We start from the raw sequence: 21,551 nt of genomic DNA on the forward strand, positions 1-21,551 counted from the left end.
AATAAAAAAATCGTACAAAAGGGCAGGCCTATAATGTACGATTGGGCATATATAATGTTTTAAAAATGAATTAACTTCCTTTCAATAGATACAGCTACTGCTTCTGATCGGGAATTAACACCTAATTTATTGTATATATTTGTTAAATATGCTTTTACCGTTCGCTCAGCTATCCCCATATCGAATGCAATTTCTTTATTCTTATATCCGCGTGCAATAGCTTTCAGCACAAACAATTCCTTTTCTGTTAAGTTATTCCCTTCAACCTTATCAGCATGTACTTCTTTCCTTTTATACTTCACTATCTTTTCCATAATATTTGGTTGTAGTAAAATCTCACCTCGAATAGCCGCTTCCAATGTTCGAAACAAATTCTCACGATCCGTATCTTTTAGCAAATATCCTTTTGCCCCTAACTCAATTCCCTTTAACATTAATTCATCTTCGTTATAAGTAGTTAATATGATAATCGGCGTATAGTTTTGTTTTTTATTCAAAGCCTCAATTGTTTCTAAACCACTCATTTTAGGCATATTTAAATCCATTAAAATGACATCAGGCTCCTTTTTCTCTATGAAAGAAAGGGCTTCTTCTCCATTTGCAGCCTCACCTATAATTTGAAATGAATCACTCGTTTCTATTATTAGTTTCAGACCTTCTCTTACAACGAAATGATCATCCACAATTAATACGTTATACTTCATGGCTATCTCCTTCTTTATTTATAGGCACTTGAATATACACTTTCGTACCCTTCATCTTTTCACTCAATATATGTATTTCTCCCTTAATCAATCGAACACGCTCATTTAAGCCAATCAAACCATAATGTCCAGGATTCTTACCGATATATCCAGTGTCAAACCCAATTCCATTATCTTCAACTTCAATAGTAAGTTTTTCAAGATCATCGATATATTCAACTTTTAAATTTACATCTGTTGCCTGTGAATGTTTTGCGATATTCGTTAAACATTCACTAATTACATATAAACAGTGCTCCTTTACTAAGCTTGAAATATGCGGGGGGCTTTGAATAGTAAATCTCACCTGTATAGACGTAGCTTCAGAAAAACGTTGAACCTCTTCCTCTACTGCTTCATTAAATGAATTAGTAGTATGACGCAAATCATCAATAACCAACCTTGCATCATGTAGAGTTTGTCTCGCTCTTATCATAGTTTGTTTCATAATCTCTTGAGATCGTCCTGTATTCCCTTTTTGCATATGGGCATCTATTGCTTCCAATTGCATAATTAAGCTTGCTAAACCTTGTGCTAACGTATCATGTAAATCTCTTGCCATTCGCTGCCTTTCATTAGCTAATGTCAATTCTTCCACTCTCATATATGCAGATTCTAACTCTTGGATGTAGCTCTGTATACGATTACGTGCATCAAATTGCTGCTTATTAATATAAGAAAAAGGAACAATAATTGCTAACACTAAAAGAAACATAGAGAGAAGAATAGCTACTTTATTCACACCATAATTAATACTAATTGCAGCACAAAATATTGCATACATAAGAGTAAAAACTGCCATTACTTTAAATATATTGTTATAAACATATAAACTTTGGGCGATTAAAATAGGAGTTAATCCAACAAAAATCGCTATCGAAGCATTTGTTGCAATAAATGCAGCCAAAAACACAATGAAAAGTTGTACAAAAAAGAAGTACAACAATTGCCTATTCTTTAATGAACTCGCATGCCAATGAAAAATAGTATGAATAACAATGACTATTGTAAAGAAAAAACTATCTATAGAGAAAATATTATTACGAAATTCTAAAAGAATTGACGCTATATATACGAGTATGATCCATAAAATAATAAACCTTCTTGGAATAAATACCACTTCCAATACATTTGTATCCAAATCTATATTTAAACTTATTTTTTTCATATCTGACCTCCACCATTACATTATACAAGATGCAACTTACATTTTGATAAAATGAAGGCTTTTACATACAGCCCGACTCCCACAAATAGCGGGGTAAGTTACCGATTCCTCTACATCCTCATTACCAAATACAAATATGAAATGTTGCATATCGAAATGCATTGATGTTTATGTAAGCGCTCACTATAATGATGATATAAATATTTATTACAAACTTACTATTTAAAAAAGGAGGCAATCATATGGAAATCGCAATGGCAGTTTTAAAATTTGTAGGTGGAGTAATTCCATTGGTTCAAGAACTTTTAAAAGCATTTATGTAAGATTATGATTCAGCAATTATCTATAAGAATTATCATACAAATGATCTGTATATCAAAAACAAATTGATACACAGATCATTTGTGTGAGAAAACTTCAAACGAGAATTATATACCCTAGCAGAACAATAATGATACATCTATCTCAAGTTGGAAAAAGACGCTCACAAGGGCGTCTTTTTATTATATTAATATGTACCTAATAACTTATTTAGGAAATCAATTTAACACTCCATACAATGCTACATAATTAATATATCTTTTTAATATTTGCACAATAAAGGTCCCCTCAAAACATAAAGCGAGCCTATTTTTCATTAAATTTTTTATATACAGCAATACCATTTTCTACAATTTTATTAAATGAATAAACGACGACTGTCTGCTTTTCTTTATTTAGTGCTACTGAAATAATCAATTAAACTAAAAATGCTATAATTAACCCAATCACACTAAGGGGGAACGTTTATCTTGCACGGAAAACACATTCAATTTCATAAGTTTGGTAACCCAAAAGATGTATTACAAGTTGAATATAAAAATATAGAACCATTAAAAGATAATGAAGTTTTCGTTCGTATGCTAGTCAGACCGATTAATCCATCTGACTTAATTCCAATAACCGGAGCGTACGCACATAGAATTTCTTTACCTAATATACCTGGTTATGAAGGTGTTGGTATTGTAGAAGATGTGGGTGCGGGCGTTTCTAAAGGCCTTATCGGTAAACGTGTTTTACCTTTACGCGGGGAAGGTACTTGGCAAGAATTTGTTACAACATCAGCTGACTTTGTAGTCCCTATACCTGATTCCATTGATGATTCCATTGATGATTTCACAGCGGCACAAATGTATATTAATCCCCTTACAGCGTGGGTTACATGTACAGAAACGTTAAACTTACAAAGTAATGATGTTTTATTAGTGAATGCTTGTGGATCCGCTATTGGTCATCTATTTGCTCAGTTATCAAAAATTTTAAATTTCCGACTCATTGCAGTGACAAGAAATAGTAAACATACAGAGGAATTGCTTCAACTTGGTGCCCATCATGTGATAGATACTTCCACTACCCCGCTACATGAAACCGTTATGGAATTAACAAATGGAGTCGGTGCAGATGCTGCGATCGATTCTATTGGAGGAGCGGATGGAAATGAACTAGCGTTTTGTTTACGTCCAAATGGACACTTTTTAACTATAGGCCTTCTATCAGGAATACAAGTAAACTGGGCAGAGATTGTCACGAAAGCAAAAGTGCATGCTAACATATTTCATTTACGACATTGGAATAAAGACGTTTCGCCATATAAATGGCAGGAAACGTTTCGTCACTTAATTCGTTTAGTAGAGGATAAACAATTACGTTTCATGACGGTACATTCTACGTATGACTTAGTAGATGTGAAAACTGCGGTTGATGTTGTGCAGTCTGCTGAAAAAACAAAGGGAAAAGTGTTTTTGACGAGTTATTAAATACAATTGAAGAAGTCCTTTTCATTGACCTTTTAAATAGACTAGACCGTACGTTTAGCGGCATACAATTGTAAGTATCTGGTATAATTCTTTTAAAAAGCGAAAGGAGATTCTACATGTGGTTACTTACAGCAATTGCACCTGTTGTAATAGTTGGAGGAATTGTAGTATATGTGATTGGAAGGCTTAAACATAAATATAACAACGGTAACTTAGGTAAGAAAAAATCAAAAAACGCTCAAGTTTTATTAGATAGTTTAATACCAATGGGAATGCTTTTGGGGTGTTTAATCGGTATAATTGTCGACATATTTTTCCCGGATTATTCACTGTTTACAGTTGGTTTAGGAGCTGGAATAGGCTATTTATTTGGATTTTTTGCTTATGAAATTTATAGCAAGACAGGAAACAATTTTTCATAATCCAAAAGAATAAGCAGGACAGTACATAGTAATTATATAAAATATGTAACTGTCCTTTATTTTTGCATCAATGTTATCACCTTACCTTCCGCATCCTATACACCTTTTTTATTGATTTTTCTCTCCTCCTTCTTTCGCATATCCGCTTTTTTGTTCTCCTCGGCTCTATAACCAAAGTAAAATAGTGCACAAGTAATAATGGAACCTACAATGTATCCTAAAAAGCATCCTAACCAAAACATAATGTAACTACCCCCAATGCATTATACATTTTATGTACTATAACTCTTTAAGTGCTCAATCGTTTATTTCTATAAACTCTCTTAAAGGTTTTCGGTACCTCCGTTTTTTATTACAAATTGGAAATTCCCCTTAACCGCCTCTAAAGTTATTCATACCACTAATTCTCTCATTACCTCAAATAACAATTTTATTAAACATATATAAATATACTACATTTGAAATAAGCGAGTTAGTACATCAGCCCTTCTCTATTTTAACTTTAGTCATGAACGAAAGAAAAATAAAAAAATCCCCTCAAAGCATAAACTTCAAGGGGTGAGCCTGTTTTTCATTTACTTATATACGTACAGCTGTACCACTTACAGCAACCATTAACATTCCATCACGAACAACTTCATAATCTACGTCAATACCAACGATAGCGTTCGCACCTTTTTGTCTTGCAAGTTCTTTCATTTCATCCATCGCGATATCACGAGCTTCTTTTAGCTTGCTTTCATAAGAACCAGCACGACCACCGACAACATCACGAACTGAAGCAAATAAATCACGAACAATATTTGCACCCATAATAGCTTCACCATTTACAATATCAATATACTCAATAATTTCTTTACCTTGGATTCCAGACGTTGTTGTTACAATCATGACTGACACTCTCCTAATAACTTATAGTTTTTTGATTAGCTTTCTTATGTCTTTATTATGACATGGAAAAAGTATCTAATCTATTGAATTACCTTACATGAATGTGACAATTTTGTAAGGATGAAATATTATTTTACCTTTCCCTTACAATAACTACCTAAATTAACAGAATATTGTTATAATTGAATTAGAGGAGGAGATAAAATGAAAAAACTCACTTACATATGTGCTCTAAGTGTTCTATCTTTAACTTTAATAGGTTGTACAAGCACTTCTACTACAAATAATACTCCAAAAACTAAGCAAGAAAATACGAAAAATGCCATTCCATTAAACTCTGCAGACATTACAAACATTGAGATGCTTAAAACAACAAGTAATACTAGTTCCAAATCTCAAACAGATAACGAGGAAATGATACAATCAATCGCTTCAGCAGTCCAAAACGGAACACCGAAAACAATCACACTAGATCAAAAAAAGAGAGCATCTGCACATTCTACTATAACCGTTACGTATAAAGATGACTCAAAAGAAGCGTTTCTTGTGTGGGTTGATAATAAGGAACAAATTACGATCGCTAAAGATGAGAAGAAAAATAAAGTAGAAGGTGTGACGGTGAATATTAAAGACGTTAAAATGATGAAGGATTTTTTTTAAAGCTAAAAAAAGATCCCCTTCAGCTTGATAGATATGTGGCGAGCCCCCCTATTATCAAACTTGAGATGGTTCAAAGAGGAGCTACTACACCCGGACCAGGGGGCGAACTTCAAAAAACAACAAAGACATTTTCTTAAATTGAAAATGTCTTTATAAATTAATAAAACAATTTTGGGTCTGTATCTGTATTTTGAACCGTTTCTTCACTAATTTCAGTACTTGTAATACAACTTGTCGAAAATAAAATTGGTATACCGCAAATAGTATCATTCATTACATCACGAAAAACTTTTGCAGCGACTTCTGTGAACGTTTGACATAGATTGGAAATATCATCATTAACAAACTGAATTACTTTTGCTGCAAAAACTGGAAAAATAACATTAGATCCACCTGGGAACTGTGGCTGTACAACAACTTGCTCAAAATACAAGTTGTTTTCTAAAGCTACTTGAAAAAGGTGTGCAATTTCAAAAGCGTCTAAAGGACAAGGAATTGGATTTACAATTCCATCCCCAATAACACTAACAACAATAGTTACAGTTACATTGCCAAATTGCACTGTAGGTTTAAGAAGTGTAGCTAATGCAAATGCTTTTTCAATATCCATAGTTTGTACTAAAATAATAAAATTCCCACCAGTCGGTATTAGCGGACCTACTGTTACAGTCGGATCAGCTCCGATTGAATTTCTGAGTTCGTTAAAATATGTGATCCATGGTGGCGAAAGTTGAGGTTGTACATGCTCGTCCATTCTTTTTTCACCTCCTTATAAAATTCTCAATACTATAATATAAGGAAAATCTAATAATGCATTAGATATATTTATTATTTTTCATAATTACTTTTATAAAGGGCAGCTCCAGTATTTTAGAAAATCCCCTCCAAAGGATTTGAAGGGGATTTTCGTTTATATTCCATTACTACACAGACTCCAATAACCGATAGAAAAACGAGCTAAATCCCCCTAAATAGCTATATAGAGATAAAGTTGTTATTACAACATATTTTCCACTTTCAACTTAGTTGTCATTAGAATATTTTTCTACAAAATCAAGAATCCTAGCATTAACTTCGTTAGAGAACTCACCATTGATTGCGTGAGATGCATTTTTCCAGTTAACTATATCGATATCTTTAACGTATTTTTTCCCAGTTTCAACTGCTTTTACTGAATTGTGCATTATACTTTTTTCAGCCATTAATGCAAGTATTGGAATATTGATATTTTTTAAGTCTTCTTTACTAAATAGATCAGGTGCTGGCGTTTTAAGTTTATAGTTACGCATACCCGACTCGATTAACTTAGCGATAGGCTCATCATCATTTGTTTCTGCTCCTCCAGAAACATAACTCAACATCTTTTCTCTTATAAACTTAGGTACAATAGGGACGGAAGCTGGAATAGATGCTAGAATCATCTTTATGGACATTTGCGTAAATACAAAGACTGGGTCCAATAAACTAGCCGTAGCAATATGCTCTGGATTATATCTGGCCAAATTCATTGTTGTCCAACCACCAATTGAGACACCCACGATATGCACTTTTTTTAAACCTAATCCTTCAATTACTTCATTTAACCATTCTGCTTGTTGTTTTTGGTTTTCAATCACCTTCGTTTGTACACTCATTCCAGGTTCACCGAGTAAATCTATCGTGTAAACAGGCCTTTTCTCCCTTAGCCCTTCTAAATTGGGTACCCACATTGGAGTAGATGCACCACGTCCAGGGAGTAAGAGTATTGGCTCCTTATGTTTGTTTTCCTCTTTAGTAAAGTAATAAGCACGAATTGTGCCGTATTTAGTTTTTATATCTTTCGTATCGTTAGGTTTTGGAAGAAGTGCCATTGATTCATCGTAGGCAATTTGAAAGTCTTCCTTTCCTTTTTCAGATGTAAAGTGACCAATCTTATTATCATCTCTCTTCATTGGAATTCCTCCTTTCTACAAATATATTGATGAACTTTATCAATATATTCATGGCAATAATCCATTGAAAATTTATCTTCTTTAAGCCAAAACTCTCATTTAGAAAAAAGAAAAGACACCCTAAGGTGCCTTTCTCCGACTTGAACCATCTTAATCTTAATTTTAATAATATATATTGGACTCCCATCCAAATATTATTTTACCATGTTAAGTTGTTTTGTTCATTGAGAAATACAATAGTTTATTTATGCCGGTCGTCTGTATTAGGTCTTTTTGTAATCCATACGGCGATTAACAAGAGGACAATAGCGGCGATGACACCTAAAAGTCCTTGCTTGAGCCACATAGATAATGCGAAATTTGAGCCAATGGCTAGAAAAATAAGCATTACTGTGTATTTATTGAATCTCATTATAAACAACCCCCAATGGAACTGTATTCAAGACCATTATTTTGTTCCGTAAAAAATAGTATTAAACAAAATTCAGCTTCTTTATTTGCAATAAAATCTATATTTAAAAAAATTATATAGAAGAGAATAAGCTATTAATTAGGGATAAAACCACATGCTAGGCCGATATGACACTACCCCCGAAGGAAATACCGTATTGCAGAGTAAAAACATTGTATTTCCTAGTGGAGTGAAATTCAGTTTTATTTCTATAAATCTCCATGTTTCCACTCTTTATTATGAATATCTAATCCTACTTGACCAAAGAAATGGAGAATAAATTCTTTTTCATCACTATCAGTTTTTTTAGCTAGTCTAGATCCCTCCACACTTTGCTTTTTTCCAGAACGTAAATACTGAATTTCTATATAGTCTTCCACTGCAGATTCGAAATTTTCATCGTACCATTTGTTCAGAATAGATTCATATTTTTGTCTTTCATCATTATTGATAACATTTAAGTTGTTTTTTAAGTATTGAATGTTTTCTTTGGTCATTTGAAATCGCCCTACATCACGGGTACCAGGAACATGAAGATTATTCCCATTGAATGTGAGTTTTTGTAAAGACATATGTATCATCATGTCATTTATAGTTTGTTCGTTTTGGATTTCCCCAATCGACTGTGCCACTTTAGATAATTCATCTTCACTTACTACATAACTATCTTTTGGTTGCTTTTGAATGGTTTGAACTTTCGGTTTTTCCTGAACTTTTTCTTCTTGTTTAGGTTCTGATTCAGTTGTAGTCTTCTCATTTGAGCTACAAGCAGCCATTCCCATAAGCAATGTGCCGCATGTTAACGCCGTAAGTAACTTTCGTTTCATTTTTCCCCGCCTATCTGTATTAATTATTTTAAATAGTTTTTTAAAATGTAAGATTTCTCATCTCATAGTAGCAAACAATTTATTTGTATATTGTTATATTTTGTCGAGGGGTAATAAAAAAGTTCATTTTTTCGTTTTGGAGTAACTCTAAATTTTTAAGTTGATGAGCATGGGGCACGCTCTATAAAGCAGATTTTTTGAACGGCGTAACATATCAATATAATTTATACTGTATATCTTACATATTAAGCCAAAGGAATTAGTAAGTGATTATCGTGAAGGAGAAGCCGCAGCGGAAGTTCTGGTGAGGTTCTTTGCTAAACTACATATAGGTAAAAAGTAGATATATATACTTCTCTACCTACCTTAACGTTACTTGATAAGTACTTGTTTTAATTATATACAAGGAAATTAAACCGGATATAACAATCAATGGAAGGATTACTGCAAGTTTATTTTTTAGAGGAGCACGTTTGTCTGGAACGCCTGGATGGATAATAAAAGCAAGTAAAGCAATTGCTCCAATAATACCTAAAAGTATATTAATGTTAATCATCCTCCTAAGGAATATTATTATCAAAATGATATCACATTCAAACACCAACAAAAGGAATTAATATTAATTACAACCAAGTATAGCATTTACAAATTCAAAAAAATCCCCCTCAAAGCATCAGCTTTAAGGGGGTCCTCCTAGTATTTTCTCTCTTCATACAACCTATTTGCTTTATATGAGAAAAAGAAAAACATACCAATCGCAGCTGGGATAAACAACCATGAAATGCCCCTCATTAATGCAAATGGTGTTTCAAATAAGAATGATCCTAAAAATGCTGCACCGTGCATATCCCATAATCCTGGTGTATAGTATAAGTCTTTCGGATTTAAAATCGCTCCTAGATCAATTGTATTATTAAACATAAATAGGATTAACAGCGGCAAATAACATATCGCCAATTCTAAAAATGTTTTAGATAGACGCTTGTACTTCCCTGCTCGTGACATTTGATCTGAAAAAATGTCATCTTCACTTTCCTCATCTACCTTTTTAAAATATTGCGTGCCCGACCACCAATTACCGGCTATATGCTTCCAGCCACTATCTTCAAATAATGTACAGTAATTAATAAAATCTTTTCTTCTATTAAATATTCTATGATCTATTTTAATTGTCGCATCTTCCGGTTCTGCGATTCTAAATTTATAACCGAATGTATTACTTTTTAATTGATAGCCTTTCCAAGCCATCTCTTCTAACCATTTTTCCTCTTTCTCAAAGTCTAAAAAGAATTTCAATCTCCACATCATCGCTTCCCCCTAACTATACATTTAATAAGCTTTTTGTAACCCCAATAATATGCTGCATTCTCATAAAGTCTAAATGCAATACTTCTTTCCCGCGTTCAGTAATGACATACACTTTTCTTCGTTTATCTTCACTTTTTACCGACTCTATTAACCCTTGTTTTAATAAATTTTCAATCGCACCATATAATGTACCCGCCGCGATTTTCACTTGATGATTACTAAGTTCCTCCACCTTTTGCATAATTAAATATCCATGAGCTGGCTCTAATAAAGCTAAAAGAACGTAATACGTTGTTTCCGTTAATGGTAAATTTTTATCTCTATTCATAAAGACCTCCAATGTAACGATAAATATATAGCCAAACTATATAGTTCAACTGTATAGTTTTATTTTATACAGTTAGACTGTATATGTCAAATTAAGGTATAAAAAAAAACCTAGACCCCATAGGATCTAGGTTTTTTTAATACATAAACGTAATCGTCACCAAAGAATACCCTTCTTTTGCATTATACGGCTCTGCTTTATACGAAACACGGTTTGATCCTTGTGGATAACCGATTTCTCCAATCGCCTTTTTCACATCTTGTAGTGAACCATCCATTGATTGCTTATAAAGAACCTCAATCTTCTCTGGCTTTGCACTATAGCGCTGCTGCATTTTACTTTTTAATTCATTATAGCTATTTGCGATGTATTCATTCCCTAAATAACTTAACTTTGTATCTTTCAACATTTGTTGGTACACAGCTGATTTAGAGTTTCCCCCTACAATTTTACTCGTCAGTGTATCATAATAATTTGTAGTAGCTTGCGGATAATCCCCTCGGTTCCACACATGATTCTTCGCAATTTGCTCATCTGATAAGTTGAAATATGAATACGTTACGCGGCCTTGTACATCTGGCACTGGATCATCAAATGTTGTATCAAGATGGTACCACTTACTATCGATTTTCACTAAATTCCAAGCATGAGGCTGACCGTCTCCAGTTCCTACTACAAAATGATTCTCAATTCCAGCTTCTTTTAATAATTGATAGGTTAATAGTGTGTAACCTTGGCAAACGGCAGAACGATTCGCGAGTGCCTCATATGCTGTGTAAGCCTTATAAGACATATCGTAAGAAACATGCTTTACTACATAATCATGAATCGCCTTCACTTTTTCGTGATCATCCATTCCAACTTGAGTAATAGAAGAAACGATTGCCTTCGCTTGCTTCATTACATATTCCGTTTGTTCTTTCGTTTCACGATATGTAATCTTTAACGTAAACGTATAATTTCCAGATGATCCAGAAATTCCATATGAAACATTCGATCTATTATAATTGGTATACTCATTTTTACTTGCAACTTCTTTATAGGCGTTAAAAAGTGTCTTCATTACTTCTTCCTGATTACTATTTTTCGTTTTATATGGAAGTGTAATATTCGTTTCGTACGCATTAATACGCTTTTGCACTTCATCTTTAAATGCTGCTAATAATGCAGCATCTCCTGTATCTGGCACCGCAACTTCAGGCTTTTTATATTTCAATGCATTATATAAAAACTGTGCATACTGTTCACGCGTTACCGTTTTAGCTGGTTCAAATTTCCCGTCTCCTGTACCAGATGCAATCCCGTTTGACTGCACCGCACTAATCGCGTTTTCTGCCCAAAATCCATTTGGAACATCATTAAATGTATGTTTTTGTTTAGCTGAAACTTGGAACGCATTTTTAATAATTTGCGCCATTTCTGCGCGGCTAACAGAATCTTTCGGTCTAAAACCGCCATTTCCATCACCTTTAAAAATCCCCAATTTCGTTAACGTTAAAACCTCTTCTGGAAACATTGTAGAACCTGAGCTAATATCACGATACGGATTATTTAAAGTAGCCCCATCTTTTAATACATAACGGGCACCATCATTACTAAACGTACCACCTTGCTTATTCGGTACTAACACACGATAAATTAAAGCTGCAACTTGCTCCCTCGTCGCAACATCACCAAAACCAAATTTTCCATTTCCATAACCTGAAATAATATTTTTACCCGCTAAATCTTTAATCGCAGGATAGGACCAATGCGATGTTGGTACATCAGAAAAAACGCCCGCTTCAGCAGCTTTCACATCACTGCCATTTGTATATAATAAAGCACCACCAATAAGCGATAATGATGTAATTGATTTTAATAGTTTTATGTACATAATGCATTCTCCCAATACGTCTTCTATTTTTGTTATTTTTTGTCGAAAAATCTAAAAGAATATGACAAAACACATTATACAATTAAAACTTTTCGGAGGATATATTAAATTTAAAAATATGCAAAAACTCATATTACTATATTCTTTCGTATTAATATTATGCTAGTTTACTTGTGAGTATATAAAGTGAAACTTTAATCAATGGGGGTTTTGTTCATCCCCCACTGATTATCAGCCCGCACCAATCGGGCGTTTACGGGCAGCCCCACTCCCACCTAACTTCTTTGCTCCAGCCGCATTTTAAGGTGGGAGTCTTACTGCCCGCAAATAGCGGGATAAATAAAAAGAAAAATACTAATGTAACATTGTTAATATACATATCGCTTTTTGAGCTTTTATTCCGCTAAAATGTAGCCTATAAAAACAATGCTATCCCCATTAAAATCGCAATAGAATCCTGAGAACATACCTTTTAACATAATTCATTGTATGATTGCCAATTTCATGTCCTTTATTTAAAACAGTTTTTACTAATTGTAATTATTTGCATCCACTTCATACCTCCATGCAATATTCTTTAGAACTTTTGGATACATTAAATACGCATAGCATTGTAGTTTGCATATATTTCACTTTTGTATTTTTGAACCAAGTATTAGGAGGGTATTTATGATGAAAAGCTGTACAGCATTCCTTATTATTGATGTACAGGTAGGTTCATTCGAAGAGAGAAAAGTCCTATATAATAGAACGGAATTATTAAGAGTTATTCAATTATTGATTTCTAAATCCCGTTCTGCTTCAGCCCCTATTTTTTATATGAAGTTTAACGGGAAGTCTGGTTCCTTACTTAGTCAAGGGACACCTGGATGGGAAATTCATAAATCAATTGCTCCAGCAACAGGAGATGTCGTTCTTGAAAAGAATCATCCGGATTCTTTTCATAAAACGAGTCTTCAACAAGAGCTAGAAATGAGAAATATAAAACGAGTTGTTATAGCAGGAATTCAATCTGAAATTTGCATAGATGCAACATGCCGGCGTGCATACAGCTTAGGATATGACGTTACTCTTGTAAAGAATGGACATAGTACATATAACTCTACATTATTATCGGCGTCTCAAATTATTGAGCATCATAACGAGATAATAGGTCAATGGTTTGCTTGTGTGAAAAATTCCGAAAGTATAGAATTTTGACTCTATCTCTATATAAACGAAACCGCAGTCAGGGACTAGACTGCGGTTTTTCGACGTACAATGAATTACAGCAATTACTAAGAGTTGCATAATCTTTCATTGTAATTAACTTAACTTTTTATTTACTAAGAAGCATTGCAACAGAACCTAGTAAAGTCTCAAAAAACAACTTATTATCAATCCATATTTAGTAAAAACATATTAATACTTTAGAATTTCTTTAATTTTCATTATTTTTTTTTAAAGATTGTCCTTTATATTTATAATGTGTTATTTGAATTTATCGTATTGAAGCGGATTTTCACATCACTATAAGCAATTTGAAAATGGAAAAAATAAAGTCCCCATTAGATTAATTATCCTGTTCTTTTGCGTCTTTTATCTATCTATGTTAATTATTATGCAGCTAAAAAAAGTACAACTTATTGATGGAGAGAGGAAATAAAATGAATTTAGTGAACTTACGTCCTAAACAGCGGTCTAAGTATCGCATTCTACTAGGGACATGGTATTACTCTACAAAGAGGTACATTCAGTGGTTAGTAGACGGAAAAACATATGCAAAAACGTTTCAACAAGAAAAGTTACCCTATACAGCGATTCAGCACCGAACGATACTACTTCGTAAGCTCAAAGATGTAGATATGTGGTATCAACAAAATAAAGTTGTTAATTTGAAGTTTGCTATTAAACAACTAAATGGTATCGTCATTAGACCGGGAGAAACATTCTCTTACTGGCGTTTAATAGGTAAGCCTACGAGGAGAAAAGGGTATGTAGAAGGTATGATACTGCACTATGGATCTTTTCGAGCAGGCATTGGAGGAGGACTTTGTCAGCTTTCAAATTTAATATATTGGATGACCTTACATACACCATTGACAGTAACAGAGCGATATCGTCATAGTTTTGATGTCTTTCCTGATTCCAAGCGTACTCAACCATTTGGAAGCGGAGCAACTTGTTCTTATAACTATTTAGATTTACAAATCAAAAATGAAACGGACCAATCGTATCAACTTCACCTTTATATCACAGATAAACATTTAGTCGGTGAATGGAGAGTTGCCTATCCGCAGCTTTATCAATATGAAGTTTATGAAAAAGAACACTCAATCCAATCTGCATACTGGGGTGGTTATATACGACATAATGTTATTCAACGTAGAGTATATAATCAACAGAAACAGTTTATAGAAGACCAATATGTAACGGAGAATCACGCTATAATGATGTACGAACCACTATTAGCTTATAATAATGAGGAAAGCGAGTGACGGTAACATTCGTGTATCAAGTATTTTTGTCTAATAACACAATACATGCCTTTCTTCATATAATTAATAGGCCTATTCCTTTTTGCAACATAACTTTTTCGTTTTTATTGAAAATGAATTTTATATCTTTCTTTCCAACAAACTGGTTCCTAAACTAAACTGCCCCGTTTCCACAATAAAAAGAGAGCTGTCCATAATTCGGTTTCACCGACTTATAAGACAGCTCCTCTTAGTTTCACCTTATTCTATCGATGAATCCAAACTGCACCTGCAGACTTGTCTTCAGCTTGACCTACTACTTCAAACTTCAATCCTAGCTTCGGCAACTTACGTCCTGCATCTGGAATAACGCTGTTGATGTACTGCTTAGAGTCATCAAATTTTGCAACGCCTGGTAATCCTTTATAGTCAAAGATACCGCGAGTTGGCGAATCTACTCTCCATGCTGGCGTTTGATCAAATGAGAATGCCGCATCAGCAATTTGATAACGCGTACTGCTCTTCACAGTCGGTTGTCCATTTAATGTACCTACGATTGCCTCTGGATGAGAATCTACTACTCCTAAGAATCCTTCACCTGGATGAACGCCTACCCAGTTATCTGTAAAGCTTTGATCCGCATACCATACAACCATTCCTGTATTAAACACTGGACCACGCGCATGTTGTAACGCCGTGTCAGAACCAGCGTAATTTCTCCACTCTACATAGTAGTTATTTTTTTTCTGTTCAAATCCGTTAGATACAGTAAATCCTTTTAACGTCATTGCTGGCTGGCCTTCTGCATCATCTGAGAAAATAACTTTTCCATCTACAGTTAATGCAGCATTATCTAACGCAAATCCTTTATAAGCTACTGCAATATCTGTTAAATACTCAAATTGTAGTTTTACTTTTTTCCCTTTAAATTGGCTTAAATCGTATGATTTATCAACCCACTTACCATCAGTTGTATCCACGCCGCCTTTTACATCTTTTTCGCCCATTCTATCAATACGTACCTTCGTTCCATCTTCTGCAATCGCATATACGTCAAGGAAATCATACTTCGCTTCAAGTTCGTAGAATGCCTTATAATCGAACTTAGCATCCTTTGCATTTGTTAAGTCAAATACTGGTGTTTCAAGTGTTGTATGAATGTCATTTCCTTTTGTACTGTAATAAAACTTCTTACCAAATGCCGATTCGATATTTTTAATATCTTTGTCTGGCAAGTTAACACGAACGATTCCTGGTCGTTTTGATTTTGTAACACTTTGATCTAAATATGTTGCAACACCGACTCCCGTGCGAAGTTTATCGTAATCTACCTCAACGATATTCGCCCAGTTGCCCTTCATATTCTTTTGGAAAAACTCTTTATTTTGTGGTGAGAAACTTGTTGGCTCTGTTCCTGCAATTTTTCCAGCCCAGCTGCCGCCGCTCATAATAGACCATGACTCAACAGGTTCACCTTGTCCTGAGTACTTCGTATCATACTCATCTGGTAAGCCTAAATCATGACCATACTCATGCGCAAACACACCAACCGCTCCATCTTCAGGCTCGATTGTATAATCGTATGCAGCCATCTTTCCGCCCCAATTCGAAACAGAAGATTTTGTGCCATCAATCGCATATGGTTTTGATCCAAGTTTTGAACGATGAGACCAAATCGCATCATCTTTCAACTTACCGCCGCCAGCTTCTTGACCAACGCCCGCATGTACAACCATTAAATGATCAATAATACCATCTGGCTCGTTTTTATTTCCATCACCATTTTGATCGTATTGATCAAATTGATCATAGTCTGCTAAATTGATTCCTTTTGCTACCGCTGCTTTTAATGCTTCTTTCACAAGATCACGTGGCCCTAAAGGACCTTTGTTATCATGTCCAGTTCCCGCATCCGCACCATAATCTGAAGCTTTTCCTGGAACAGTAAGCCATTCCGTTACAGTACCATCAACTGTGTAGCTACCACCAGATTGTTCTTCATAATATTGTTTAAATGTATTAATCTTCGATCCATCAAATAGAGTAAATGGTTCATCACCAAATAACATTTTTTGATAATGTTCACGATTAAAGTCCTTAGAATACATGTATCCTGGCTCTTGATCAATATTGTTATGCTTAAAATCGCTAAATTCTACGAGTAAAACAAGTACTTTATCTTTTCGAACAGCACCATTGTACTCTTCTTGCTTCGCTGGTGCAGTAGGGACTTTTCCATTTAATTTACTAGAATTCAATGCTGCACCTTGTCCAGCTACTGGCCCTACTGCTGGCTGCTGCGCCTGTTCATTTTCCTTCATTTTTGAATCTTTTACTTTTTTCATAAAATCAGAAGCTTCTTGCGTAAGACTATCTCCTGTCAAGACTTCTTTCCCAGGGTTTTCCCCTTTCTTTTTCTCAACATATTTTTCGACAGCCTTTGACGTCTCAGCTTGTGATGCAGATTGATCAATTACGCCTCGTTGTTTTAGCGCTTCTGCCAAACGCTCCTCCGGTATTAAATGCTCATCTATTGGTAGAGATGATGTTGTCGGTGTCTCAGCATAAGCTGCATGACTTCCAAAAGCAAAACTACTACTTAGTACTGCCGCTGTTGCTAAAACTGATAACGGTTTTAACTTCTTATTCTTTTTCAATGCATTTCCTCCCCAGTGTCTGCGAATTATCGTTTTTTTTGCCGATAGAAACATAATATTCTCTTTATAGAGAATATTCAATCTTTTTCAACAAATAAAATGTTGAGAAATATTTTTTCGTGCAGGGTGGGATACGTAGGATAAAAAAAATACAAAACTTCTACTAGTTTATGTTTTGCACATAACCATACAATGGAATCACTCGTTCTTTTATCTTGATTCGATGGAGTAGTGCTAGGAAAGAAAATACAACATACAAACAGCCCAAATTTCTTATTCGAACTTGGGCTGTTTTTTAATATAAACTGATACTTTTCTTGCTGGTGCAAAAACTCTAAAAGCCTTGTAAGTACTCTCTTAAACTTGGACATACTGATACTATTAATTTAGCAAAGGTTTGCACCAGAACCTTATTTTTTAATCAACATTATTTAACTGACTCTACTTGTTTTTCTAATTCTATTCCAAGGAATTTAGCAAGCTCAAACATACCAAATTGATTAGCTACAGACTCTGCGTCAGAATTATAGTTTGTGTTTGTATTAATATCATACGTATAAATTGTTCCATCCGAACTGCGAATAAATTCAATACCAGCAACGGTAATTTCATTTTCTTTCAAAAATTCTTTGTAGTGTTCAATGATTGGCTCTTGGAAGTCCGATATAATTTCAAATTTTGTTGACGACTCTTTCTTATTCTCTTCTCCTACTGGGCAAAAAGCATCATGAATAGAGCACGCATCTGCTGGACAAAGCTCAAATCCTTCTGATGTATCTACTTTAACTGCATATACAAACTGACCACCTACAAACTCACAACGTGTAATATATGGTTCTGGCGCTTCAATATACTGCTGTATTAAAGTAATTCCATCAATAGGTTCTTCAAACGTCGGACCATCCAAATATTGTTCTAAAGCATCAATAGAATGAAAAAGTTGAACACCAAGGCCTTTACCTGCACGGTTATGCTTTGTAATGAGCGGTACTTCCCCTAACTCCTTTGCTGCTTTTACTATATTATCACGGCCAACAGCACCAATCGTTTTCGGCACTTGTATGCCAAAATTTCTTAATGCTGCATATTGATTCAATTTACTTACTTCAAGACGTAATGCACGAGATCCATTAAATACTGTTCGCCCGTATCCCTCTAACCAAGCAAGGACTCCTTCAGTCAACTCAGGTGCATATCGATGCCCTCTCGTATGTGAAGAAGCACTCATGCGGCTATAAAAAACACCTTGGGGAGGTTCTTTTTCTAACGAAAGTGTTCCCTCATCTAAAAACCATTCCTCATACGGTAACTCCAGTTCTTCCAACCTTTTCACCAAATGATCCGTCCATTCCTTATTCTCATGTAATATGTAAATTTTACTCATTTGTAATCAATTCCTTTCTTTTCAACTCAACTAATGGCATCACTTTTTCAGAAAATCGTTTCATCTCTTCAAGCTGTGGAGAAAATTGTAAAAGTAATAACGTAACACCTACTTTTTCAAAAGCGAGTATCCTTTCTGCAATTTGTGCTGGTGTTCCGATTAGATTAGGACGTAACCCACGATTGGATACAGAATAATCATTTAGCTTCACTTGCTGTTCCAAATGCGATTTACTAATAAAATCTTGGTAACCCGCATAACCTAAAGCATCATCTTTCACGTCCGTTATGCGTCTCCATTCTTCTAATGCCTCTTCTTCTGTATCACGACAAATGACGTAAGCCGCGAGTCCGAATGACTGCAATGGCTCCTCTGTTACTTTCTTTCTACGATTCTTCATATCTTCTATTTTCACAGACACCTCTTCCACTGTTCCTCCATGCATCACATATGCATCCGCGTGGTTTACAATTACCTCTTTTCCTCGCTCACTCTCACCACCTGCATAGATCTTAATTCCTTGTTTCTGCACAGGTTTTGGACTTAAATGTGTATTATGAAGCTCATAAAAGTTCCCTTTATAAGAAAACGCTTCTTCTTTCCAAAGCTCCTTCAAAACTGTTACAAATTCCTCTGTGCGATTATACCTTTCATCATGTGCGGTAAATACCCCACCATACTGTCTCGCTTCTTCTTCCCACCATGCTGAAACCACATTTAATGTAAAACGACCATTACTTAATTGATCGATATTCGCTGCCATTTTCGCTGTAACTGCTGGATTATGGAAGCCAGGTCTTACAGCTGTCATAATCTCTAATCGATCCGTTACTGCAGCAAGTGCTGCCGCAGTTGTCCATGCTTCTAAACTTGGTGCTGAAACACCTTTTATATCATTTAAGTTTAATTCTGCAATAAGAGTTGTTGAAAAACCTAATTGTTCTGCCGCTTGCGCTGTTTGTTTTGCATACTCAAACGTAGGCGGCATAGATTCATCATCTACATTTCGAAGCCATCCCCCAAAAATCGGTAACCAAAAACCATACTCCACTACATATTCCCCCTCTACCTTTTAGCCATAAAAAAAGCTACTCTTATCGAAATAAGAGTAGCCTTCTTGACTAAGTGAACCGCTCTTATCTTTCAGGTGTTTCTTCACCTGCAGGATTTGGCACCTTTCGTCTAAAACGAGGTTGCCGAAGTTTCATAGGGCCCGTCCCTCCACTTCTCAACATAAGAATTGTTTGATTTTTATTTATTATAATCATCAGAATAATAAAAATCAATCATTTAATACTTATTTTTCCGATACGCATTAAATGATATATAAAAAACCATATTGTTATAGAGAATTATAGGAGTATTATGTTGTTTTACTTTGGGATATATAAAGGGGTATGTTGTATCATGTCGAAAACATCATTTATAACCAATTTGCCTTGCTTCTATTGTAAAAACACATCAAAATAAATACGAACCAAAAGAGGAATAAATAACATGAAAAATAAAAGATGCGAGAATTGTGGTTCTACTAACTTTAAAGAGGGACGAGTTGGAAGTGCTTATCATGCGTATGTTTGGACGATGAACCTAGTAGGTTCTTTTCAGGGGGAAAGCGTTCTAAACTGTTAACAACATTTTGTTTAGAGTGCGGTGAGGTGAAATCATTTAGAGTTGAAAAACCTGATAAATTCAAAGAATAAAATATATTCAAGAATAGATAATAGTACAAAAAAACCATTCCTCATAACCTATAAATGGGATACCGCCAGCATTTTGGAAAATAACCACGCTAAGAGTATGCAAGATTTCATACAGTTTTTCGACTCATTCAGTAACAAACAAGAACCTTGAAACCACGCCAGGATAGGAATTTATAAAAAGATGAATAGAGTTATAGAAAAAGAAAAAGGCGAATTCCTTTTGAAAGTAGGGATTCGCCTTTTTTTTGCTACCGATAATGAGACATTATGTTAACCTAACATGAATATAATATACAAAAGGAATTTATAAGATTTGACGAGAATAAAATTGTATTAAAAGGATATCGGAGGTTTTTTATGAAACTAGTAGGACAGCAAATATATCTTCGACTTTACAAAATTTCTGACGCGAGCGAGTTAGCTAACTTACATACTAGAAATCGCGAATTTTTTCAACGAGTTTGTCCATTACTCCCAGAAGTCTTTTATACAGAAGAACATCAAAAAATACGCATTGAACGGGCATTAAAAAAGAAAGATGAAAACCAAGTATACGCTTTTGGAATCTTTTTAAAAGAAACTGATAAACTTATCGGAGACATTTCATTAACTCAAATTACTAGGGATCCCTTCCAAGGCTGTTATACGGGATTTACCTTAGATAGGGAGCATAATTCAAGGGGCTATACAACAGAGGCTCTTCAACTTGTTGTAGACTTTGCTTTTAGAGAATTGAAACTACATAGAATTGAAGCAGGAGCTGTGCCTGACAATATAGCATCTATACGTGTATTAGAAAAAGTAGGATTTAAAAAAGAAGGTATAGCTAAAGAAAATGTAAAGATTAATGGCAAGTGGACAGATCATCAAATATTAGCTATCATCAACAGCTTGGATGTATAAGCACCTTTCACTTCCAATAACGAATTTTATGTAAATAAGCTGTTAAA

Annotated in this window: 20 protein-coding genes, 3 pseudogenes and 1 riboswitch; of the genes and pseudogenes, 9 read left to right on the forward strand and 14 right to left on the reverse strand. The window is 34.6% G+C overall.

Features of this window, described 5'->3' with window-relative positions:
• Positions 1-59 precede the first annotated feature (59 nt).
• Together JDS80_RS23500 and JDS80_RS23505 are read right to left on the reverse strand one after the other, a co-directional pair.
• Positions 60-704: a response regulator gene (locus JDS80_RS23500; RefSeq protein ID WP_199640098.1), complete on the reverse strand. Its 645-nt coding sequence runs from the start codon at positions 702-704 to the stop codon at positions 60-62.
• A complete protein-coding gene (locus tag JDS80_RS23505; RefSeq protein ID WP_071747892.1) occupies positions 694-1,911 on the reverse strand; it encodes a sensor histidine kinase in 1,218 nt (405 codons plus the stop codon). The genes JDS80_RS23500 and JDS80_RS23505 overlap by 11 nt, the downstream gene beginning before the upstream one ends.
• Before the next feature lie 136 nt (positions 1,912-2,047).
• Between JDS80_RS23505 and JDS80_RS32145 the strand changes: the two are divergent.
• The 3 genes and pseudogenes from JDS80_RS32145 (at position 2,048) to JDS80_RS23515 (ending at position 4,129) form a co-directional block, all read left to right on the forward strand.
• Positions 2,048-2,234 (forward strand): annotated as a pseudogene (locus tag JDS80_RS32145) (hypothetical protein).
• A 468-nt stretch (positions 2,235-2,702) separates the two neighbouring features.
• Positions 2,703-3,707, forward strand: a complete 1,005-nt coding sequence (locus tag JDS80_RS23510; protein ID WP_199640099.1) for a zinc-dependent alcohol dehydrogenase family protein — start codon at positions 2,703-2,705, stop codon at positions 3,705-3,707.
• A 116-nt stretch (positions 3,708-3,823) separates the two neighbouring features.
• Positions 3,824-4,129: a hypothetical protein gene (locus tag JDS80_RS23515; RefSeq protein WP_199640100.1), complete on the forward strand. Its 306-nt coding sequence runs from the start codon at positions 3,824-3,826 to the stop codon at positions 4,127-4,129.
• Between the two features lie 95 nt (positions 4,130-4,224).
• Here the strand turns inward: JDS80_RS23515 and JDS80_RS31275 are convergent, their stop codons facing one another.
• Both JDS80_RS31275 and JDS80_RS23520 read right to left on the reverse strand, forming a co-directional pair.
• On the reverse strand, positions 4,225-4,371 hold the full coding sequence (locus JDS80_RS31275) for a hypothetical protein (RefSeq protein ID WP_206774666.1): 147 nt from the start codon (positions 4,369-4,371) through the stop codon (positions 4,225-4,227).
• Between the two features lie 337 nt (positions 4,372-4,708).
• Positions 4,709-5,020, reverse strand: a complete 312-nt coding sequence (locus JDS80_RS23520) for a YbjQ family protein (protein ID WP_071747895.1) — start codon at positions 5,018-5,020, stop codon at positions 4,709-4,711.
• Positions 5,021-5,224: 204 nt separating this feature from the next.
• Here JDS80_RS23520 and JDS80_RS23525 point away from each other — a divergent pair, with 204 nt between their 5' ends.
• Positions 5,225-5,680, forward strand: coding sequence for a hypothetical protein (locus JDS80_RS23525; protein WP_199640101.1), 456 nt, complete (start codon positions 5,225-5,227; stop codon positions 5,678-5,680).
• 157 nt (positions 5,681-5,837) lie between these two features.
• Here the strand turns inward: JDS80_RS23525 and JDS80_RS23530 are convergent, their stop codons facing one another.
• The 7 genes from JDS80_RS23530 to JDS80_RS23560 form a co-directional block, all read right to left on the reverse strand.
• Complete coding sequence (locus tag JDS80_RS23530; protein ID WP_199640102.1) at positions 5,838-6,434, reverse strand: hypothetical protein; 597 nt, start codon at positions 6,432-6,434, stop codon at positions 5,838-5,840.
• A gap of 268 nt (positions 6,435-6,702) precedes the next feature.
• Positions 6,703-7,611 carry an alpha/beta fold hydrolase gene (locus JDS80_RS23535; protein WP_199640103.1) on the reverse strand — a complete coding sequence of 303 codons (909 nt, stop codon included), beginning with the start codon at positions 7,609-7,611 and terminating at the stop codon, positions 6,703-6,705.
• A 660-nt stretch (positions 7,612-8,271) separates the two neighbouring features.
• On the reverse strand, positions 8,272-8,889 hold the full coding sequence (locus JDS80_RS23540; protein WP_199640104.1) for a DUF6241 domain-containing protein: 618 nt from the start codon (positions 8,887-8,889) through the stop codon (positions 8,272-8,274).
• Between the two features lie 361 nt (positions 8,890-9,250).
• Positions 9,251-9,445, reverse strand: a complete 195-nt coding sequence (locus JDS80_RS23545) for a hypothetical protein (protein ID WP_199640105.1) — start codon at positions 9,443-9,445, stop codon at positions 9,251-9,253.
• A 137-nt stretch (positions 9,446-9,582) separates the two neighbouring features.
• Positions 9,583-10,194, reverse strand: a complete 612-nt coding sequence (locus JDS80_RS23550) for a DUF2812 domain-containing protein (RefSeq protein ID WP_199640106.1) — start codon at positions 10,192-10,194, stop codon at positions 9,583-9,585.
• 16 nt (positions 10,195-10,210) lie between these two features.
• Positions 10,211-10,525: a PadR family transcriptional regulator gene (locus JDS80_RS23555; protein ID WP_199640107.1), complete on the reverse strand. Its 315-nt coding sequence runs from the start codon at positions 10,523-10,525 to the stop codon at positions 10,211-10,213.
• A 136-nt stretch (positions 10,526-10,661) separates the two neighbouring features.
• Complete coding sequence (locus tag JDS80_RS23560; protein WP_199640108.1) at positions 10,662-12,401, reverse strand: S-layer homology domain-containing protein; 1,740 nt, start codon at positions 12,399-12,401, stop codon at positions 10,662-10,664.
• Positions 12,402-13,070: 669 nt separating this feature from the next.
• On the opposite strand from JDS80_RS23560, the gene JDS80_RS23565 reads away from it, so the two are divergent.
• The 3 genes and pseudogenes from JDS80_RS23565 to JDS80_RS23570 all read left to right on the forward strand — a co-directional run bounded on the left by JDS80_RS23565 (position 13,071) and on the right by JDS80_RS23570 (position 14,878).
• Positions 13,071-13,601 carry a cysteine hydrolase family protein gene (locus tag JDS80_RS23565; protein ID WP_199640109.1) on the forward strand — a complete coding sequence of 177 codons (531 nt, stop codon included), beginning with the start codon at positions 13,071-13,073 and terminating at the stop codon, positions 13,599-13,601.
• A gap of 5 nt (positions 13,602-13,606) precedes the next feature.
• A pseudogene (locus JDS80_RS32375) lies at positions 13,607-13,693 on the forward strand (IS6 family transposase); the annotation flags it as partial.
• Positions 13,694-14,047: 354 nt separating this feature from the next.
• Positions 14,048-14,878, forward strand: a complete 831-nt coding sequence (locus tag JDS80_RS23570; RefSeq protein WP_199640110.1) for a VanW family protein — start codon at positions 14,048-14,050, stop codon at positions 14,876-14,878.
• Positions 14,879-15,123: 245 nt separating this feature from the next.
• Here JDS80_RS23570 and JDS80_RS23575 read toward each other — a convergent pair whose 3' ends face one another.
• The 3 genes from JDS80_RS23575 to JDS80_RS23585 form a co-directional block, all read right to left on the reverse strand.
• Entirely contained in the window at positions 15,124-17,514 is a 2,391-nt protein-coding gene (locus JDS80_RS23575) for an immune inhibitor A domain-containing protein (protein ID WP_199640111.1), read from the reverse strand.
• Positions 17,515-17,941: 427 nt separating this feature from the next.
• Positions 17,942-18,898, reverse strand: coding sequence for an ATP-grasp domain-containing protein (locus tag JDS80_RS23580; protein WP_199640112.1), 957 nt, complete (start codon positions 18,896-18,898; stop codon positions 17,942-17,944).
• Positions 18,891-19,949, reverse strand: a complete 1,059-nt coding sequence (locus JDS80_RS23585) for an LLM class flavin-dependent oxidoreductase (protein ID WP_199640113.1) — start codon at positions 19,947-19,949, stop codon at positions 18,891-18,893. The genes JDS80_RS23580 and JDS80_RS23585 overlap by 8 nt, the downstream gene beginning before the upstream one ends.
• An 82-nt stretch (positions 19,950-20,031) precedes the next feature.
• Positions 20,032-20,138: riboswitch (SAM riboswitch) on the reverse strand.
• 257 nt (positions 20,139-20,395) lie between these two features.
• Between JDS80_RS23585 and JDS80_RS23590 the strand changes: the two are divergent.
• Positions 20,396-20,601: pseudogene (locus JDS80_RS23590) on the forward strand (hypothetical protein).
• A gap of 357 nt (positions 20,602-20,958) precedes the next feature.
• Positions 20,959-21,504, forward strand: coding sequence for a GNAT family N-acetyltransferase (locus JDS80_RS23595; protein ID WP_199640114.1), 546 nt, complete (start codon positions 20,959-20,961; stop codon positions 21,502-21,504).
• Positions 21,505-21,551 lie beyond the last annotated feature (47 nt).

It is taken from the genome of Bacillus cereus group sp. N8, assembly GCF_016483685.1.
Classification (GTDB): Bacteria; Bacillota; Bacilli; order Bacillales; family Bacillaceae_G; genus Bacillus_A; species Bacillus_A proteolyticus.

What these genes read in the sequence shown, in the direction of transcription:
- JDS80_RS23500 (WP_199640098.1), bottom strand. Translation starts at nt 704, where the DNA reads ATGAAGTATAACGTATTAATTGTGGATGATCATTTCGTTGTAAGAGAA.
- JDS80_RS23505 (WP_071747892.1), bottom strand. Translation starts at nt 1,911, where the DNA reads ATGAAAAAAATAAGTTTAAATATAGATTTGGATACAAATGTATTGGAA.
- JDS80_RS23515 (WP_199640100.1), top strand. Translation starts at nt 3,824, where the DNA reads ATGTGGTTACTTACAGCAATTGCACCTGTTGTAATAGTTGGAGGAATT.
- JDS80_RS31275 (WP_206774666.1), bottom strand. Translation starts at nt 4,371, where the DNA reads ATGTTTTGGTTAGGATGCTTTTTAGGATACATTGTAGGTTCCATTATT.
- JDS80_RS23520 (WP_071747895.1), bottom strand. Translation starts at nt 5,020, where the DNA reads ATGATTGTAACAACAACGTCTGGAATCCAAGGTAAAGAAATTATTGAG.
- JDS80_RS23525 (WP_199640101.1), top strand. Translation starts at nt 5,225, where the DNA reads ATGAAAAAACTCACTTACATATGTGCTCTAAGTGTTCTATCTTTAACT.
- JDS80_RS23530 (WP_199640102.1), bottom strand. Translation starts at nt 6,434, where the DNA reads ATGGACGAGCATGTACAACCTCAACTTTCGCCACCATGGATCACATAT.
- JDS80_RS23535 (WP_199640103.1), bottom strand. Translation starts at nt 7,611, where the DNA reads ATGAAGAGAGATGATAATAAGATTGGTCACTTTACATCTGAAAAAGGA.
- JDS80_RS23540 (WP_199640104.1), bottom strand. Translation starts at nt 8,889, where the DNA reads ATGAAACGAAAGTTACTTACGGCGTTAACATGCGGCACATTGCTTATG.
- JDS80_RS23545 (WP_199640105.1), bottom strand. Translation starts at nt 9,445, where the DNA reads ATGATTAACATTAATATACTTTTAGGTATTATTGGAGCAATTGCTTTA.
- JDS80_RS23550 (WP_199640106.1), bottom strand. Translation starts at nt 10,194, where the DNA reads ATGTGGAGATTGAAATTCTTTTTAGACTTTGAGAAAGAGGAAAAATGG.
- JDS80_RS23555 (WP_199640107.1), bottom strand. Translation starts at nt 10,525, where the DNA reads ATGAATAGAGATAAAAATTTACCATTAACGGAAACAACGTATTACGTT.
- JDS80_RS23560 (WP_199640108.1), bottom strand. Translation starts at nt 12,401, where the DNA reads ATGTACATAAAACTATTAAAATCAATTACATCATTATCGCTTATTGGT.
- JDS80_RS23565 (WP_199640109.1), top strand. Translation starts at nt 13,071, where the DNA reads ATGATGAAAAGCTGTACAGCATTCCTTATTATTGATGTACAGGTAGGT.
- JDS80_RS23570 (WP_199640110.1), top strand. Translation starts at nt 14,048, where the DNA reads ATGAATTTAGTGAACTTACGTCCTAAACAGCGGTCTAAGTATCGCATT.
- JDS80_RS23580 (WP_199640112.1), bottom strand. Translation starts at nt 18,898, where the DNA reads ATGAGTAAAATTTACATATTACATGAGAATAAGGAATGGACGGATCAT.
- JDS80_RS23595 (WP_199640114.1), top strand. Translation starts at nt 20,959, where the DNA reads ATGAAACTAGTAGGACAGCAAATATATCTTCGACTTTACAAAATTTCT.